This is a genomic window from Rheinheimera hassiensis, from assembly GCF_022436675.1.
In the GTDB taxonomy this organism is placed as follows: Bacteria; Pseudomonadota; Gammaproteobacteria; order Enterobacterales; family Alteromonadaceae; genus Alishewanella; species Alishewanella hassiensis.
In genome coordinates this window covers 160,121-177,445 of sequence record NZ_JAKUJZ010000006.1, presented here as the reverse complement: position 1 = coordinate 177,445, position 17,325 = coordinate 160,121, and the positions used below count along the sequence as shown (strand labels likewise).

Genomic DNA, 17,325 nt, shown 5'->3' with positions numbered 1-17,325 from the left:
GGAGCGGTAGTTCAGTCGGTTAGAATACCGGCCTGTCACGCCGGGGGTCGCGGGTTCGAGTCCCGTCCGCTCCGCCATTTTAAGCCAGCATTATGCTGGTTTTTTGTTTTTAAGCCTAAGCGGTAGTTTAGTCGGTTGCTTTCTATCAGAAGCATGCCGGTCTGTCACGCCAAAAGCCATAATGTTCGCGGGTTCGAGTCCCGAAAGCTCTGCCATTTTACTTCCATCTATCTAACTTCAGTCTGAGCAGTAGCCATTCGGTGGTACACAATTGTTGAACTTATGCTGCCTGCTTCAGTTGCAAAAGAGCTGATGCAAAATGAAGAGTATCGCGAGTCTCAGCAGTATCTGGCAAACAACCCTGAAGCCGGAAAGCTAAGGTAGCGCAAGCTGCTTTTGCTAACCTGATTGACGTACAGTTAGGCACTTTGCGGAATTGGCTGCAGGGCCGCCGTGAGCCAACCATTCCTGCTAAGGCCTTACTACGCGGCATCGAACGCGACCTGGAGCATGTACTGGCAGCGCTAAGTTAGCAATCTATTGGTATCCTCTTTTTATTATTTGGCCATCTAAACGTATAGAAGTTGACTTTGCCGCTGGTTTTGCGCAAAGTAGCGGCTATGTCAGTTAACCGGGTGTGGCTATGCCTATTAAAGTGATCGATCAGTTGCCGGCGGTAGAAGCCTTGTCGGCCGAAAATGTGTTTGTAATGACCGAAAGCCGGGCGCAGTCGCAGGATATCCGGCCGCTGAAAATTGCTATTTTAAATTTGATGCCAAATAAAATTGCCACCGAAATTCAGCTGCTGCGTTTGCTGGCTAACAGCCCGTTGCAGGTGGATGTCGATTTACTGCGCATTGATGACCATGTCAGCAAAAATACGCCGCCAAGCCATTTAAACTGCTTTTATCGTTATTTTTCTGAAGTACAGCAACAAAAATACGATGGCTTAATTATTACCGGCGCGCCGCTGGGCCTGGTCGATTATGAAGACGTAACGTACTGGGCGCAGTTCGGCGATATTCTGCGCTGGGCCGATAACAACGTCACCTCGACCTTGTTTTTATGTTGGGCAGCCCATGCGGCGCTGTATCAATACTATGGTTTACAGCGTGAAATCCGTGGCGAGAAATTGTCCGGCGTGTATTGGCAGCAGGTAAGCCAGCCGCTGTGCCCATTAGTGCGTGGTTTTGATGATGCGTTTTTAGTGCCGCACTCGCGCTATGCCCAGGTACCAAAGCAAAAGTACCAGCAACACGATGATTTACATATACTGGCCGAAGCCGATGTGACCGGCGCTTATTTATTGCAAAACAGCAGTGGCAGCCGGGTATTTGTTACCGGCCACCCGGAGTACGATTTAACCACGCTGGATGAAGAATATCAGCGCGATCTGGCGGCAGATGCTGCGCCGAAGCTGCCGGAAAACTATTACCGTAATAACGACCCATTGCAGGGGCCGCAAAAGCTGTGGCAAAGTCATGCCTTTTTACTGTTTAGCAACTGGCTGAACTATTATGTTTATCAGGCCACGCCGTTTGAGCTAAGCCAGATTGGCCGTAACATTTAAGCTACTGCACGCTTAAACGACTAAGAATTACAACGAGCATTTTATGACAGCAAGACTAACGCCTGAGCATTTTCTTCAGTTACTTTCACAGCGTATTTTAATTCTCGATGGCGCCATGGGCACCATGATCCAGCAGCATCGTTTAGAAGAAGCCGATTATCGCGGCAGCGAATTTGCCAACTGGCCCAGCGATGTAAAGGGCAACAACGACTTGCTGGTGCTAACCCAGCCGGATTTAATTGCTGATATTCACCGCCAATATTTGCTGGCTGGCGCTGATATTGTTGAAACCAACAGCTTTAACGCTACGACTATCGCGATGGCCGATTACCAGATGGAAGGCTTGTCGGCACGGATTAACCGCGAAGCAGCCGTACTGGCACGTAAAGTCTGTGATGAGGTCACCAGGCTTGAGCCGCATAAACCGCGCTTTGTTGCCGGTGTGCTCGGGCCAACTAACCGTACGGCGACTATATCACCGGACGTAAACGATCCGGGGTTTCGCAATATCAGCTTTGACGAGTTGGTAGAGGCCTATATCGAGTCGACCCATGCGCTAATCGAAGGCGGCGCTGACATTATTATGCTGGAAACCATCTTTGATACGCTAAATGCCAAGGCGGCCGCTTTTGCGGTGTTAAAGGTATTTGATGAAGTGGGTTTTAAACTGCCGGTGATGATCTCCGGAACCATTACCGATGCTTCCGGCCGTACCTTATCCGGCCAAACTACCGAAGCCTTTTATCATAGCCTGGCCCATGTCGAGCCGGTCTGTTTTGGCCTTAACTGCGCCTTAGGCCCGGATTTATTGCGGCCTTATGTCGAAACGCTGTCCGGCGTGTCAGAAGCTTATGTTTCGGTACACCCTAATGCCGGCTTGCCGAATGAGTTCGGCGAATATGATTTGGGCGCGGGGGAGATGGCGGCAGAAATTGCCGATTGGGCCAAACAGGGCTTTCTCAATATTGTCGGCGGCTGCTGCGGTACTACGCCCGAGCATATAAAAGCCATAGCAGATGCAGTAAAAGATGCACCTGCGCGCCAACCGAAAGCGCCCAACCATAGTTTTAATTTAGCCGGCCTTGAAGCCTTTTCTCTGGAGTGGTAATGCGACAACAGGCCCGATTTATCAACGTTGGCGAGCGGACAAACGTTACCGGCTCGGCAAAGTTTAAAAAGCTGATCTTAAATGGTGATTTTGAAGCGGCACTCGATGTAGCACGGCAGCAGGTAGAAAACGGCGCGCAAATTATCGATATCAATATGGATGAGGCGATGCTCGACAGCAAAGCCGCCATGGTGCGCTACCTGCAACTGCTGGCGTCTGAGCCGGATATTTCGCGGGTGCCGATTATGGTCGACTCGTCGAAATGGGAAGTTATCGAAGCCGCGCTAAAATGCATTCAGGGCAAGGCGGTGGTTAACTCCATTTCACTAAAAGAAGGCGAAGCACCATTTTTACACCAGGCGCGCCTACTGCGCCGCTATGGTGCAGCAGTAGTGGTAATGGCGTTTGATGAGCAAGGCCAGGCCGATACCAAAGCACGTAAGGTCGAAATATGCCAGCGTGCTTATAAAATCCTCACTGAGCAAATCGGTTTTCCGCCACAAGACATTATTTTTGACCCGAATATCTTTGCCGTTGCCACCGGTATTGAAGAGCATAACAACTACGCAGTAGATTTTATTGAAGCCACCCGCGAGATAAAGCGCTTGTGCCCGCATGCGAAAATCTCCGGCGGTGTATCTAACGTGTCGTTCTCGTTTCGCGGCAATGATGCCGTGCGCGAAGCCATTCACTCGGTATTTTTGTACCACGCCATTGGCGCTGGTATGGATATGGGCATTGTTAATGCCGGCCAGCTGACGGTGTATGACGATATCCCTGAGCTGCTGAAAGAGCGTGTAGAGGACGTTATTCTCAACCGCCGTGACGATGCCACCGAGAGGCTGCTGGAGATTGCCGCGCAGTTTAAAGGCGATGGCAGCGTAGCCGAAAAAGTGGATGATGCCTGGCGCAGCCTGCCGGTTAATAAACGTTTAGAGCACGCTTTAGTAAAAGGTATTACTGACTTTATTGATATCGACACTGAAGAAGCCCGGCAACAAGCAGAAAAACCACTGCATGTGATTGAAGGTCCGTTAATGGACGGCATGAACGTGGTGGGTGACTTGTTCGGCGAAGGCAAAATGTTTCTGCCGCAGGTAGTAAAATCGGCGCGGGTAATGAAAAAAGCCGTGGCTTATTTACAGCCTTTTATTGAGCTGGAAAAAGAAGGCGGCCGTGCCCAGGGCAAGGTGCTGCTGGCCACGGTAAAAGGCGATGTGCACGATATCGGCAAAAACATCGTTGGCGTGGTGCTGCAGTGCAATAACTTTGAAGTAATTGATCTTGGCGTAATGGTGCCCTGTGCCGAGCTTTTACGGGTAGCCAAAGAGCGCGATGTCGATGTAATAGGCTTATCCGGCCTGATTACGCCGTCTTTGGATGAAATGGTGCATGTCGCCAAAGAAATGACCCGCTTAGGCTTTACTCAGCCGCTGCTGATTGGCGGGGCTACCACGTCGAAAGCCCATACCGCGGTAAAGATTGAGCCGAATTATGCCAACGGCGTGGTGTATGTGCCCAATGCGTCGCGCAGTGTGTCAGTGGTGCAGTCGTTAATTAGCCCCGATAGCAAAGCCGGTTATTTAAGCCGGATTAAAAACGAATATGTGGTGGCGCGTGAGCAACATGCCCGCTCGCGCCCTGGAGAAAAGCTGCTGAGTTTCGCTGAGGCCAAAGCAAATAAATTTCAGCTCGATTTAAGCAAAGTAGCCCCCGCGCCGAAACAGCCCGGCGTGCACTTATGGCAGGATGTTGATTTAAACCTGCTGCGCGATTACATCGACTGGACGCCGTTCTTCTTAACCTGGCAGTTATCCGGCAAGTATCCGGCTATTTTAAACCACGCTGAAGTCGGCATGGAGGCACGCAAGTTGTTTAAAGATGCCAATGCCATGCTCGATACCATGATTAACGACGGTCATGTTAAAGGTAAGGCGGTGTTTGGCTTGTTCCCGGCCAACAGCGACGGTGAAGATATCGTGGTGTACACCGACGAGAGCCGAACCAGCGAAAGAGCCCGCTTGTATAATCTGCGCCAACAGCTGCAGCTGCGCAACAATGCGCCCAATTGCAGCCTGGCAGATTTTATCGCCCCGGTTGACAGTGGCGTCAAAGATTATATCGGCGGCTTTGCTGTCAGCACCGGTTTTGGCGCCGATGAATTGGCTGCCAGCTTTGCTGCCGATCACGATGATTACAACAGCATTATGGTAAAAGCGCTGGCTGATCGTTTAGCTGAAGCGCTGGCCGAATACCTGCATTTAAAAGTACGGCGCGAATACTGGGGCTATGCTGCGGATGAAGGACTGGATAACGAGCAGCTTATTCGTGAGCTGTATCAGGGTATAAGGCCGGCACCGGGTTATCCGGCCTGCCCGGAGCATACTGAAAAAGGCACCTTGTGGCAGTTGCTGGATGTTGAAGCGCAAACCGGCATAGTGCTGACCGAAAGCTACGCCATGTGGCCCGGGGCTGCCGTTAGCGGCTGGTATTTTGGTCACCCCGACAGTAAGTATTTTGCTGTGAGTAAAATTGCCGATGATCAGCTAAATGACTATGCGGTGAAAAAAGGCTGGAGCCCCGAGCAGGCGCAAAGCTGGCTGGCGCCTAACCTGCGCTAGTGCGCTTGCCAGCGTGCAGCAATAACGCGGCTAAGTGTTTGTTATAAAATAAAACATCGTTGTTCCTGCTACAGCAAATAGCTTGTATTTTCTCCGCGCTGCCGGGTAAAACCGTCTAAGCTTAATAAAAAGTATGGCGGAGTACGTATGGCCGGAAAAGGATGGGTAGTAGTAGCTTGCCTGCTGGTATGTCAGTCTGTGTGGGCGGCCCCGCTTACCGTGTTGGTGGGGCAGCATAAACCGCCATATATTAAGCTGGATATTGTCAGCGGTTACGAAATTGAGCTGCTGCGTGAAGTAGTCAGGCGCATGGGCTATGAAGCAGAGTTTACTTTTTTACCCAACTCCCGCATTCGCAGTCAGCTGGAAAGTGGCTTTGGTGATATTGCCAGTTTGCAGCCTAATGAACCGAATGAACCCGGATTATTTTTTTCTCAGCCTTATATTCGCTATCAGAACGTGGTGGTTGCACGGCAAAGCGATGAATTAACCCTGCAACATCCCGCTGATATGGCGTTGCTGACCACCGTTGCGTTTCAGGGCGCGACGGCGGTGCTCGGAGCTGACTACCGCGATGCAATGGCGATACAGCCGGGCTATCTGGAAACGGTGGATCAGCAGGCTCAGGTTGAAATGTTGTTTAGCGGCCGCGTTAAGACAATAGTGCTGGATCGAAATATCTTTACCTACCATCAGCAACAATCAAAACGAGCACTGCCAGCAGTTATTCACGAGCTGTTTGGCTCGACCTTATACCGGGCAGCTTTTCGTGAACCGGTATTGCAGCGTCGTTTTGATCAGGCGTTACTCAGCGTACTGCTGGATAACTGGTACGAACAACTGCAGTTGAAATACCTGCTGCAGCTTAACCAGGAACTGCCAAACCGGTTTTATTGCAACGACATACAAGCCGTCAGTGCACAGCAACCGGCTGGCTAGCGCCATTGCTCCAGCAAGGCAGCCAGCATAGTGGCGTCTATCGGTTTGGTTAGCATGTCATTCATTCCAGCCTGCAGGCATTGCTGGCGCACATGCTCAGAATGATGCGCTGTCATGGCGATAATCGGGGTCTGTGCATAGTTATGATACTGGCGTAATTGGCGTGCCGTGTCATAGCCGTTAAGCCCTGGCATTTCTATATCCATTAATACTAAGCTGATGGCATGTTGCATGGCGAACTGTAACGCCTGTTCGCCATTGTTGGCGCTAATTACTTTATGTCCGAGCTTTTGCAGAATAATTTGCGCCAGTGCCTGATTAAAATAATTGTCTTCTACCAGTAGCACTGTGTGCTGAAATGCTTTGTCGTCAGCCAGTTGCGGTGGCGACGCCGCCGCAGGTTCCAGGCTGTCGGCACTGGCCGCAGTAAACTGCACAGCAAAGCCAAAGCTGCTGCCCTGGCCTTCGGCAGTCTGAACATTCAGTTTGCTGCCCATTAGTTTTAGCAGGCGCTGACAAATGGTCAGACCCAGGCCGGTGCCACCGTATTTGCGGCTGATAGAGCTATCGGCCTGGCTAAAAGCAGTAAACAAGCGGGCTTGCTGCGTTTCGCTGATGCCAATGCCAGTGTCGGTAACGGCAAACTGCAACAGGCAGTTATCAGCATTGCCGACCGGGCTTACTGTCAGGCTGACACTGCCGCGCTCGGTAAATTTAATGGCGTTACTGAGTAAGTTAATTAATACCTGGCTTAGTCGCAGCGCATCGCCTTTCAGCACCGGTGGGATGCTTTTGTCCAGTTCTAGCGAGAAATTCAGCCACTTTTGTTGTAACTGGGCGCTGAACATGTCGGTAACCTGCAAAATGGTTTGTTGCAGATTAAATGGCGCTTGCTCCAGCTCCAGCTTACCGGCTTCTATTTTGGAGAAATCCAGAATGTCATTAATAATGCTTAACAAAATTTTGCCAGAGGCTCGAATTTTAGCCAGATAACTTTGCTGGGTTTTAGCATCCTGGCTGTGCTGCGCCAGTTCGGCAAAACCGAGTACCGCATTTAGCGGTGTGCGCAGTTCATGGCTCATATTGGCAAGAAACTCGCTTTTAGCTGCCGTGGCAGACTCTGCCGTGTGTTTAGCTTGTTGTAACTGCTGCATAGTGTGTTGCAGGTGCAGCGTGCGCTGCTCTATCAAGGTGGTAAGTTGCTGTTTTTCTGCCGTTAGCTGATGGGTGCGCCATTTTAGCAACAGATATATTAAAGCCGCAGCTAGCAGCGCGTAAAGCAACCAGGCCAGTGGGCTGGCATACCAGGGATGAGCAATATGAATATTCAGCGGTGCCGATAATTGCAGGTTACCCTGATAATCCAGGCTGCGTACCATAAACTGGTAGTCGCCGGCGGGCAGGTTGGTGTAATCACGATATAGCTCGTTGCTCCAGCCCGACCAGTTTTTATCGTGGCCTTGTAACTTCACCTGAAACTGCGGCAAAAATAAGTGGCTGAAGTTGGGGCTGGCATATTCAAAACGCAGCTCTGTGCTGGCAGCATCCAGTTTTAGCCGCTTAGGTAAAGTGCCGCCACTGTAGAAAATATCGCCGGCGAGTGTTCTGAGTTGCCGTATTAACGGCAGACGCGGCGGCAGGTTGCGATGCTCTGTAATAGCAAAGCGGAAAATACCTTCTGCGCCGCCAAACCAAATAACATTTTGCTGATCTATCAGCAGCGTATCGAGTGGAATATCCTGCAGTGGTAGCAATGAGGAAGCCTGCCAGCGATATAAGCCATTATCGTCGGCAAATAATACCCCGGCCTGACGGCTACCGGTAATGTTGTCCCATGTTAGTAGCCAGAGATTATTGTGTTGGTCGATTTGTGGATAACGTACCCAGGGCTGGGTATCCGGAAAGGCTGCGCCCAGCACCTTGTCGGGCATAAATTGCGCGCTTTGGCTGTCAAAACGGTAAAAGCCACTAACAGTAGCAAACAGCAGTTGTTGTTGGTACCAATGCACTGAGTTGCGGTTTTCGCTGGGCAGGCCCGCGCTTTTGTTAAAGCGCTTTACCACCAGTGGTACCGAATTCCCGCCTTGCCAGTTTTGTGGCAAAGTGATGCGATACACACCATGAGCCAGTGTACCCAGCCACAAATCGCCATCGGCGGTTTCATATATGCTGTTAAGATTGCCACTAACTCCAGGTACGCGGCCTTCGTTGTGCCACTGGCCCTGCTCGTAGCGCATACTGGCTAGGCCATCCTGCAAGCCTACAAAAACCCGCTGTGGGTTTTGCACCGACTGATAAAGCACTTTGCTGGCCAGCTCGGACGGGCGCACCAGTTTGATTTCCTGCTGGCGCAATGCATAAACGCCATTACTGTTGGCAATCAGCAGTTGCTGCTCAAAATTGATAAAGTCCCAGGTTTGCTTTTGTACTTCGCTGATGGCTTCAAACTGATTCTGGCTGTTGCGGCGGTATAAGCCCAGGCTGGTGCCGGCATACAGCACCTCGTTGTGCTGGTATAACGACAACACATTGCCATACAAACCACTGGCGTTGTTGTAGTACGATAAGGCAGATGATAAGTCAATTCTGCTCAGCCCATGGTCCAGCGCCAGCCACAAGCCTTGCTGATGATCCTGGTAAAGCGCCCGGATGTTTTGATCTACCAGACCAAACTGTTTGGTAATGTGGCTTTTTAACCGGCCATCGGCGCTAAGAATATATAAACCACTTTGGGTGGTGCCCAGAGCAAAATCACCATTAGTTAGTTTAATGCCGCTATATAGCAGGGCCTGGGGTAATACGTCATCAACTTCTGTGTGCCAACGCCTGGCGCCGGTGTTATCCAACAAAAACAGGCCATCTTCGCGGCTACCGGCCAGCAGAGTGTTGTCGTTATAGCTTTCCAGCATAAACACACTGGTCGTAGCAAAGTGTTCAGAGCCGGGTAGCAGGGTAAAATCGCCTTGCTTCAGCTCCAGCAGGCCGGTGCCTTCTTCACGCACTATCAGACGGTTATTCAGCCAGAATGCTTTGAGAAAAGCGCTGTTGCTGGTCCACACCCTAACGTGTTGCGGCGTAAGCAAAAAAATATAATTGCGGCTGACGAAGTACACGCCATCATCTGTGGCGAAGGTTTGCCGTACATCTTGAAAATTACGCTGCTCTGGCGCAATACGGTCGAGCAACGAAACATAGCTGCTGCCAGAGGCGAGGCTGGTATCAAGATAACCAATCTCGCCTTTAGAACCGACATAAATACGGCCGTCTTTGGCCAGGGCTAACGAGCGCACTACCGCTTTATTACGGGTGGGGATCATACGCCAGTGGGCGCCGTCGTACTCCAGTACACCTACGTTGTTGCCAACATAAATAAGACCACGCTGATCCTGGATCAGAGCCCAGTTTTGCGTACCGCCGTTGTAGTCTTTCGGTTTGAAATTGCTTAGCAGCGGGGTGCCAGACTGGCCGGATGATAATGCCTGTATGGGGTAGCAGCATAACAGCAGCACTATATAATACAGTAGCACCCGGCAGCAGATAAATTGGCTCTTCACTATGCTCACCCTCCTGTTCGCACAGCTGAATACGCTTGGCAAAAGTCAGCAGGCTGTTAATCAGACAAGCTGAGCGCGTATTGGTTTATTTACGCAATACTTTGTCCAGATATCCCATGGCAAAGGCGGATAACACAAAGGTGATATGTATCAGCAAATACCACTGAATTTTATCGTTAGCGACGGTTTCGGTATTCATAAACACCTTTAACAGATGAATAGATGATATCGCAACAATGGATGCTGCTACTTTATTTTTTAGCGAGCCGGAATCCAGTTTGCCCAGCCAGCTGAGTTTGTCATCGTTGCCTTCCAAATCCAGCCGCGAGACAAAGTTTTCGTAACCGGAAAACATCACCATAACGATCAGGCCACCGACCAGGGCTATATCGATCAATGACAATACCACCAGAATCAGTTCTACTTCTTTCATGCTGAAAATGATCGGCAGTATATGAAATACTTCCTGGAAAAATTTAAGGCCAAGAGCTAGCAACGCCAGGCTTAAACCCAGATAAATAGGTGCCATGATCCAGCGCGATGCATACATCAGTCGTTCAATAAAATTTTCCATACTTTTTCCAGTCAATTTAGCAGCGTGTATTATGCGGCCATCGGGCGATAGGTCAAGTACGCAGGTGCTGAATTTCAGTGCTTTCTCAGCTGTCGGTTACCGCATATTCGTGCACTTTACCGCAAGCTTGGCTTAGTACCGGGTGGAATATGATAGCTTTGCGCCGTTGAAGCTTACAGATGTTCCTTTATGAGAAAACTATATCGCTATATCGCTGTGTTACTGACACTGTGTTGTAGCGCGGCTGCAGCTGACGAAGGTTTGTGGCAACCACAGCAGCTAGCCGAGTTAAAACACAGATTAGTCGCTCAAGGTTTATTGACAGCGCCACAGCAGGCTGATGCGTTTAGTGCGCTGCCTTTAAATGCCTTAGTACGGTTAAATAACTGCAGCGCTGCTTTTGTGTCGGCGTCGGGCTTATTGCTGACCAATTATGCCTGTGTGGCCAGTAGCCTGCAGCAAGTCGGGCTTAGTGCACCACAGCAGGATTTTACCGCTGCCAATCCAGCCGCTGAAATAGTGTTGCCTGGCGTCAAAGCATTACTGACACAGCAGGTACAAAACGTCACCGTACAAATAAATCGCCAGCTTGATGCCAGCGCCAGCGCCAGCGAGCGGGCTATAGCACTACAGCAATTGAGCCAGAAAATGGTAGATGAGTGCCAGCAGCGCAGCAACTACCTGTGTGAAGTGACCAGCCAACACGATGGCCTTGAGTATTATCTGGTTAAATCAGAGCCCATCGTCGAGCTGCGCTTGGTGCATTTACCGTTATCGGCTGTATCACCTGAGCAGGCGCCAAGCTGGGGCTGGCCGCGTTATCAGGCCGACTATGTTTTTTTACGCGCTTATACCGCCGACAATACCGCTTTAAAGCCAGCAGCACATTTAACCTTGTCGACAAAAGGTATTAGCGAGGGTGACACGGTAATGGCTGCCGCGTTTCCGCAGCAAAGTGCCCGTTATGCCAGTGCCGATGAAGTGCGTTTTTTGTTTGAACAATATTATCCGCAGTCGGTGCAGTACCGTCAGCAGGCGTTAGCACTTATTACACAACTGGCACCGGAAGGGTCTGCCCGCGCTGCGCAATATCAGGATTTAGTCCGCTCTTTGCAGCACAGCCTGCTTGAAGAACAAAATATGATCGAGCGTTACCAGCAAAGTAGTTTGCAGCAAAAAAAAGATGCGGCAACCCAGCAACTGAAAGCCTGGATTGCCGGTAGCCCGGTACGCCAGCAGCTTTATCAGCCACGGCTGGCACGCTTAAAGCAACTTAGCGCGCAGCAGCGCATTATGGCGCAGCGTGATCTGGTATTAACCTATCTAAGCCGTGCCCAGTTACCTACTCTGGCCAGGCGTTTATATAAAGCGGCACTGGCAAAAGAACAGGCGCAAAACAGCACTGAGCAGCAACAGGCCGCTGCTGAAATGGCACAGTTACAGCAACTTATCAGTGAAATGCCAGAGCAGTTTGATGTGCGTGTAGATTTAGAGCTGGCGTTACATTTTCTGCGCCAGTATGCCAGTTTACCGCCGGCTGCCCGCATTGGCGCTTTAGATCATTATTTTGCGCTGGGTGATGGTTTTAACCTGGAGATTGTACGGCACAAGCTGGAAACCATGTATCGTGGCACCAGCCTGCGCGATGCCGGGCAGCGCGAATTATGGCTGCAGCGCAGTGCAAAGCAGTTTGAAAAAAGCCGCGATACCTTGCTCAGCTTTGCCGTTGCCATGCATAAAGTGGGCGAGGAGCTGGATCAGCAGCGGTTTGAGCTGGCCAGCCAGTTAGCACAAATACGGCCGTTGGTGATGGAAATACATATGGCCTACGCCGAAGCAAACGGCCAACTGGCCTATGCTGACGCCAACGGTACCCTGCGGTTGAGCTTTGGCAAGGTGAAAGGTTATCAACCGGTTGATGCAGTCTGGTATCAGCCATTTAGTACCGTGCAGGGTATGGCGGTGCAGCCACAAGCCAGTGCGCTTGCTGCAACGGACACGCCACTACCGGTTAATTTTCTTAGCAGCATAGATACCTGCGGGCGCGGCAGCAGTGCGCCAACCTTCAATATGCAAGGTGAGCTGGTTGGGCTGATGTTTTCCGGAGTGGCAGAAAACCAGCTGGCAAACTGGCACTATGATGCTAAGCGCAGCCGGGCTGTGCATCTGGATATTCGTTATCTGTTATGGCAACTGCGCCAGAGTAGTACAAACCGGCATTTGCTCGACGAAATGGCTGTTAGTTTCTGAATATAACTGCCCATCCGGGCGGTTATCCGTTATCCCCTCTTAATTTGCCGCATTTTGCAGTATCATAGCCGCCAGTTTTGTAGCAGCTGTGCTGCTATCTGTTTTGTGGAGTTATCGTGGATAAGCAGTTTAAGGTAAAACTTATTGTACGCCGGGTTAATGCGCTGGCTTCTTTGAGCTGGTTTAAACAAAGCTGGGCTATTTTTATGCAGGCGCCACTGGTGTGGGTTTTGATGTTTATCACGCTTGGCGCGCTGGCTATGCTTAGCCAGTTACATCCGCTAACCGCTATTGTGGGTATTTTACTCAACCCGTTTTTAACTGCAGGCGTGTATAAAAGTGTTGTGGCAGTGCAGCAAAAACAGAGCATTCAGTTTGTTGATTTATTTCAGCCGCTGCAGGAAACCGCATGCCGCGCTGTGTTTATCCGTATTGCGGCGCTGAATATGCTGGCGTCAATTCCGCTTAGTGTACTGGCTGCGGAGCTGTTAGAGCAGCATCAACAACAAGTTGTCAGCGGCACTTTAATGCTGCTGTTTGTTATTGGTTTTCTGCTTACCTGGATGGTATTTGCCTATGCAGTAGCCATTGCGTACTTTTTGCAAGAGCGCAGGCTACTGGCTATTATGCAAGCCAGCTTTATTGCCTGCTGGCGTAATATTACCGCGCTGGTGGTGTTTGGCCTCTTGAGTATGGGGTTGATAATGCTTACCATGCCAACGCTGTTTATTGGTTTATTGCTGGTGATACCGCTGCTGAATATCGCATTCTTCTTATCGTTTAATGAGTTCTTTGCGCTTCAGGTTAAACCCACTGATGAAGCCGTGCTGGAAGTGTAACCTTGGCTGATCTTGCTGATTTAAAACGCATGGCGCTGAATTGGCTAAGCCGGCGCGATTACAGCGAAGCGCAGCTGAGCCAGCGCTTAAGCCGCCAGGGCGGTGAAGCCGATGATATTGCAAAGGTCATTGCCTGGTGTAAAGCTGAAAACTACCTTGATCAGCAGCGTTTTATCAGTATGTTAGTACGTAGCCGGGTAAATAAAGGCTATGGCCTGGGCTATATAGTGCAGGAATGCCGCCAGCAAAACATCAGCCGTGAGCAGGTATTGCAGTGTGCAGCAGAGCTGGAAATAGATTGGTTTGCGCTGGCGCAGCAGCTGTACCAAAAGAAATACGGCCAAAGCACAGTAACCGAATATAAAGACAAGTTTAAACGCATGGCGTATATGCAGCGCCGTGGTTTTAGTAACGAACAAATTCAATTTGCCATTAATCAAACAGAGTAAAACCCAAGCGGACAGGATTTTTCCATGACTATGACATCGGCCAGTATCAGGCGCGCCTTTTTAGATTATTTTGCCAGCAAACAGCACCAGGTGGTGGCCAGCAGCTCGCTGATCCCGGGTAACGATGCCACTTTACTGTTTACCAATGCCGGTATGGTGCAGTTTAAAGATGTATTCCTGGGCCAGGACCCGCGCAGTTATAGCCGGGCGGTATCTGCCCAACGTTGTGTGCGTGCCGGTGGTAAACATAACGACCTGGAAAACGTCGGTTATACCGCCCGCCACCACACCTTTTTTGAAATGCTGGGTAACTTCAGTTTTGGCGATTATTTTAAACAGGAAGCCATCGCCTATGCCTGGGAGTTTTTAACCGACGTGGTTAAGCTACCCAAAGAAAAACTCTGGGTTACCGTGTATGAAACCGACGATGAAGCCTATGACATCTGGTTAAAGCAAGTGGGTGTACCGGCTGAACGGATTATCCGTATTGGCGATAACAAAGGTGCGCCTTATGCGTCAGATAACTTCTGGGCCATGGGTGATACAGGCCCTTGTGGCCCTTGTACCGAGATTTTTTATGATCATGGCGCGCACATCTGGGGCGGCCCACCGGGCTCGCCGGAAGAGGATGGCGACCGTTATATTGAGATCTGGAATATCGTCTTTATGCAGTTTAACCGCCACAGTGATGGCCGGATGGAAAAACTGCCAAAACCCAGTGTTGATACCGGCATGGGGCTGGAGCGCATAGCGGCTATTTTACAGCACGTGCACAGCAACTATGAAATTGACACCTTTGTTGCCCTGATTAAAGCGGCAGCAGATGCCACAGGGGCAACTGATTTAACCGATAAATCGTTGCGCGTAGTGGCTGACCATATTCGCAGTTGCGCCTTTTTAATAGTTGACGGTGTGCAGCCGTCCAATGAGGGCCGCGGTTATGTACTGCGCCGTATTGTGCGCCGTGCTGTACGCCATGGTAATAAGCTGGGCGCTAAAGGCGCATTTTTCTATCAGCTGGTGGCGGCCTTAGTGGCACAGATGGGCGAAGCCTATCCTGAGCTGGTAGCAAAACAAGCGGTAGTAGAAAAAGTACTGAAACTGGAAGAAGAGCAGTTCGGCAAAACGCTGGAGCGTGGTCTGACAATACTGGAAGACGCCCTAGCCGGCTTAACCGGCACTGAGCTGCCAGGCGAGCTGGTATTTAAGCTGTACGACACTTACGGTTTCCCGGCTGATTTAACCAATGATGTTGCCCGTGAGCGTAACCTGACAATTGATCAGGCCGGTTTTGATGCCGCTATGGCGCAGCAGCGCAAACGCGCGCAGCAGGCGTCTAATTTTGGCGCAGATTACAACGCCACATTAACCTCAAGCCAGCAAACTACCTTTACCGGCTACGAGCAGGAGTTTGGTAATGCGGTCGTAGTAGAAATACTGCGCGATGGCCAGACAGTAGACAGCCTTAGCGATGGTGATCAGGCACTGGTTATTCTGGATAAGACGCCGTTTTATGCTGAGTCCGGCGGCCAGATGGGGGATAGCGGCAGCTTAACGCTGGCCAATGGCGCGGTGTTTGCTGTACAAGACACCATTAAGCTGGCCAAAGCCTTCGCACATAAAGGCCATGTAAGCGGCGCTTTAACGGTCGGCGATAAAGTTGATGCGCAGATAGACAGTGTGCGCCGCAGCGCTATTAAACAAAACCATTCTGCTACGCACTTATTGCATGCGGCACTGCGTAAAGTACTGGGTGAGCATGTCACGCAAAAGGGCTCGCTGGTAGGTCCCGAGCGGCTGCGGTTTGACTTTAGCCACTTTGAAGCAGTAAAAGCAGAAGAGCTGCGCACCATTGAACAGCTGGTTAACGAGCAAATTCAGCAGAATCATCCGTTACAAACCCGCTTAATGCCAATTGATCAGGCTAAAGCCGCTGGCGCTATGGCGCTGTTTGGCGAAAAATATGATGACGAAGTGCGCGTGCTAAGCATGGGGGAATTTTCTATTGAGCTGTGTGGCGGTACTCACGTTACGCGCACCGGTGATATTGGCTTGTGCAAAATAGTGTCTGAAAGCGGCATCGCCTCCGGTGTACGCCGGATTGAAGCCGTTAGCGGTGCCGGTGCTGTAGCGTTTGTGCAGCAACTGGAGCAGCAGGCACAAAGTGTGGCCAGCGCGCTGAAAGGCGATATTTTCAGCATTAGCGAGCGGGTGCAGCAAACGCTGGAACGCAGCAAAGGGCTGGAAAAAGAAATCGAGCAGCTAAAAGCCAAACTGGCCAGCCATGCAGGAGCCTCCTTATTGGATCAAGCGCAGCAAATAGCAGGCGCTACTGTGCTGGTAGCACAATTACCAGCCACAGATCCCAAAGCACTACGTACTATGCTTGATGAGCTGAAAAATAAGCTTAGCTCGGGCGTTATTTTGCTGGCGACAGTAAATGATGACAAGATCAGCCTGATTGCCGGTGTGACTGCCGATTTGACTGCCAAAGTACATGCCGGCCAGTTGGTTGGCTGGGCTGCTGAGCAGTTAGGTGGCAAAGGTGGCGGCAGGCCTGATATGGCGCAAGCAGGTGGTGCAGATGTTGCAGTGTTGCCGAAGGTGCTGAATGAGGCAAAAGCGAACATCGCGGCAAAACTAAGCTAAACTGCTTGAATTGGTGTAAAGAAGGGCGCTTGCGCCTTTCTGATATGATCTTGCATAGGTTGTTCGTCGTAATTAAACAAATTGGTCATCTGCCGTGAATCGACCTCGGAATATCGAATATCTGCCGTAGCAGAACGGCAAATTGCTACAATACTGCTGTTTTGCAGTAAAATTGCTGAGCGCATATATCATTAATTTAACCGGCTGCCTTTTAATAGGCCAGTCAGCTGAGTTATGATACTTCGCTTTAGCGTATACACCGGTGTGAGTCACGCTGGGTTAAAGGAACAAGGAGCAAACGAATGCTAATTCTTACTCGTCGTGTTGGTGAGACACTGATGATCGGTGATGAAGTAACAGTAACGGTGCTGGGTGTGAAAGGTAATCAGGTGCGTATTGGTGTTAATGCACCAAAAGAAGTATCTGTGCACCGTGAAGAGATTTATATGCGTATACAGGCCGAGAAAGGTTCACCTGATACAAATTATGGTGACGACGACTAACAACCCAGCTATACCGATTGATTGCCGACGAATTCTGCCGATTTTGTACGTTTTATGACTCATTTCCGGTGAATTGCTTAAAAGGTCGGCAAACGCGCTTTTCAGTTCCAAAAATTGTTTGACTTATTTTCCTGAGACATTAATATACACGCCGCAACACAGAGCGGAGAAATGGCCGAGTGGCTGAAGGCGCACCCCTGCTAAGGGTGTATAGGGGAAACTCTATCGAGGGTTCGAATCCCTCTTTCTCCGCCATTTTTTGTCAGACG

General features: G+C 50.4%; 11 protein-coding genes and 2 tRNA genes. 11 read left to right on the top strand and 2 right to left on the bottom strand.

The window, feature by feature from the left end:
- The 5 genes from MJX74_RS14260 to MJX74_RS14245 all read left to right on the top strand — a co-directional run bounded on the left by MJX74_RS14260 (position 1) and on the right by MJX74_RS14245 (position 6,238).
- Positions 1 to 77 (top strand) — tRNA-Asp (locus MJX74_RS14260).
- Positions 78 to 643: 566 nt separating this feature from the next.
- Positions 644 to 1,570 (top strand): homoserine O-succinyltransferase, encoded by a 927-nt coding sequence (locus tag MJX74_RS14255; RefSeq protein ID WP_240223480.1) that lies wholly within the window; start codon positions 644 to 646, stop codon positions 1,568 to 1,570.
- A gap of 43 nt (positions 1,571 to 1,613) precedes the next feature.
- Positions 1,614 to 2,678, top strand: a complete 1,065-nt coding sequence (locus tag MJX74_RS21885; RefSeq protein WP_338052281.1) for a homocysteine S-methyltransferase family protein — start codon at positions 1,614 to 1,616, stop codon at positions 2,676 to 2,678.
- Positions 2,678 to 5,299 (top strand): methionine synthase, encoded by a 2,622-nt coding sequence (metH, locus tag MJX74_RS14250; RefSeq protein WP_338052280.1) that lies wholly within the window; start codon positions 2,678 to 2,680, stop codon positions 5,297 to 5,299. The genes MJX74_RS21885 and metH overlap by 1 nt, the downstream gene beginning before the upstream one ends.
- 147 nt (positions 5,300 to 5,446) lie before the next feature.
- Positions 5,447 to 6,238: a substrate-binding periplasmic protein gene (locus MJX74_RS14245; RefSeq protein WP_240223479.1), complete on the top strand. Its 792-nt coding sequence runs from the start codon at positions 5,447 to 5,449 to the stop codon at positions 6,236 to 6,238.
- On the opposite strand, the gene MJX74_RS14240 is transcribed toward MJX74_RS14245, so the two are convergent.
- Both MJX74_RS14240 and MJX74_RS14235 read right to left on the bottom strand, forming a co-directional pair.
- Positions 6,235 to 9,792 (bottom strand): hybrid sensor histidine kinase/response regulator, encoded by a 3,558-nt coding sequence (locus tag MJX74_RS14240; protein WP_240223478.1) that lies wholly within the window; start codon positions 9,790 to 9,792, stop codon positions 6,235 to 6,237. The two genes, MJX74_RS14245 and MJX74_RS14240, sit on opposite strands and share 4 nt — an antisense overlap.
- 85 nt (positions 9,793 to 9,877) lie before the next feature.
- Positions 9,878 to 10,366 (bottom strand): TIGR00645 family protein, encoded by a 489-nt coding sequence (locus MJX74_RS14235; protein ID WP_240223477.1) that lies wholly within the window; start codon positions 10,364 to 10,366, stop codon positions 9,878 to 9,880.
- 189 nt (positions 10,367 to 10,555) lie between these two features.
- Between MJX74_RS14235 and MJX74_RS14230 the strand changes: the two genes are divergently transcribed.
- From MJX74_RS14230 to MJX74_RS14205, 6 genes are all read left to right on the top strand, one after another.
- Positions 10,556 to 12,616: a S46 family peptidase gene (locus MJX74_RS14230; protein WP_240223476.1), complete on the top strand. Its 2,061-nt coding sequence runs from the start codon at positions 10,556 to 10,558 to the stop codon at positions 12,614 to 12,616.
- A gap of 116 nt (positions 12,617 to 12,732) precedes the next feature.
- On the top strand, positions 12,733 to 13,455 hold the full coding sequence (locus MJX74_RS14225) for a DUF2189 domain-containing protein (RefSeq protein WP_240223475.1): 723 nt from the start codon (positions 12,733 to 12,735) through the stop codon (positions 13,453 to 13,455).
- A gap of 2 nt (positions 13,456 to 13,457) precedes the next feature.
- Positions 13,458 to 13,904 carry a regulatory protein RecX gene (locus MJX74_RS14220; RefSeq protein WP_240223474.1) on the top strand — a complete coding sequence of 149 codons (447 nt, stop codon included), beginning with the start codon at positions 13,458 to 13,460 and terminating at the stop codon, positions 13,902 to 13,904.
- 30 nt (positions 13,905 to 13,934) lie between these two features.
- On the top strand, positions 13,935 to 16,553 hold the full coding sequence (gene alaS, locus MJX74_RS14215) for an alanine--tRNA ligase (RefSeq protein WP_420851418.1): 2,619 nt from the start codon (positions 13,935 to 13,937) through the stop codon (positions 16,551 to 16,553).
- Between the two features lie 302 nt (positions 16,554 to 16,855).
- The gene (csrA, locus tag MJX74_RS14210; RefSeq protein ID WP_068229500.1) at positions 16,856 to 17,056 is read left to right on the top strand and encodes a carbon storage regulator CsrA; all 201 of its coding nucleotides are present in this window, start codon (positions 16,856 to 16,858) and stop codon (positions 17,054 to 17,056) included.
- 165 nt (positions 17,057 to 17,221) lie between these two features.
- Positions 17,222 to 17,311, top strand: a tRNA-Ser gene (locus tag MJX74_RS14205).
- Positions 17,312 to 17,325: the final 14 nt, after the last annotated feature.